At 66.0% G+C, this 1,022-nt stretch carries 1 protein-coding gene, 1 tRNA gene and 1 pseudogene; 2 read left to right on the forward strand and 1 reads right to left on the reverse strand.

All coding sequences use genetic code 11. The features are described 5' to 3' along the window. A partial coding sequence (locus D7V77_RS42135; protein WP_368666249.1) for a tetratricopeptide repeat protein occupies positions 1-439 on the reverse strand: 439 nt, incomplete at its 3' end. A gap of 202 nt (positions 440-641) precedes the next feature. Here D7V77_RS42135 and D7V77_RS42140 point away from each other — a divergent pair. After that, positions 642-714: transfer RNA gene (locus D7V77_RS42140), tRNA-Ala, on the forward strand. A 98-nt stretch (positions 715-812) separates the two neighbouring features. Then, positions 813-1,022, forward strand: a pseudogene (locus D7V77_RS46130) (DUF2760 domain-containing protein); the annotation flags it as partial.

Consider the following 1,022-nt stretch of genomic DNA (forward strand, 5'->3'; position numbering starts at 1 on the left):
CCGCGGGGCGGGGGATCTCCACCTTGTACTGCTGGAGGAGCGTGACGGTCTCCGGATCGCCCGGGTCCGCCTGGTAGGCCTTGAGCAGGTTGCCGCGGCCGGTGTCGGCCTCGCCGCCCTTGATCTGCAGCACGCCCGCCATGCGCAGGGCGGCCTTGTCCTCCGGCTGCACCTGGAGGGCGCCCATCACTTCCTCAAGCGCCTTCTTGTCTTTGTTCTGCGCCGCGTAGACGCGGGCCAGGAGGATGCGGGGATCGGCCGCGGTCGGGTGCGCCTTGACGCCCTTTTTGCAGACGACCATCGCTTCCATGAAGCGACCCAGGTCGAGGTACGCCTCCGCCAGGGGCTTGTACGCATCCGACGAGGGGTCGGAAGCGAACGAATGCTCAAGCTTCGCGAGCTCGGTGGGGCTCAACGTCTTCGATGGGGAGGTGGACATGAACCAGGAGGTGCCCGGAATGGCCGGGAAGGATGCGGTACTGGAAGGGGGTTTTTATGGCATCCACAGTGCGGCACGTCAATCGCAGGGTTGGTGCCGAAAACGAGCTGCTTGACAGCAAGGTGAGGCTCCGGTACTAGCCCACTCACTTCTCGGGACCCAACGCCCGCGAGGCGCAGCAGGCAGCCAGCAGTCCCCATGTGGGGGTGTAGCTCAGTTGGGAGAGCGTCGCGTTCGCAATGCGAAGGTCGTCGGTTCGATCCCGTCCACCTCCACTCTGAAGAACAAAGGGCCTCACGGGAAACCGTGAGGCCCTTTGCATTTCAGGCCATTGGCGAATTGCAAAGGCTTCCGGCTTTGTTATCCGGGGCCGATGACCGACCCGTCCGCCTCCCTGTCGTTCTTCGCCCGCTTCTGGCTCGCTTGGCTGTGCTTCTGGCGCTGCCTCGTGTCCCGCGAATTCGCGCAGGCCGTGCTGCCGACCAGCCGCGCCTATGACGCCGGCCAGCTCAAGGAGCTCCCGTCCGGGGACACGCAGGCCCCACCGCCGGTGAAGGCGCCCGTCGTCCAGGCCCCCGTCGCC

This window comes from Corallococcus sp. CA041A (genome assembly GCF_003612075.1).
Lineage (GTDB): Bacteria > Myxococcota > Myxococcia > Myxococcales > Myxococcaceae > Corallococcus > Corallococcus exiguus.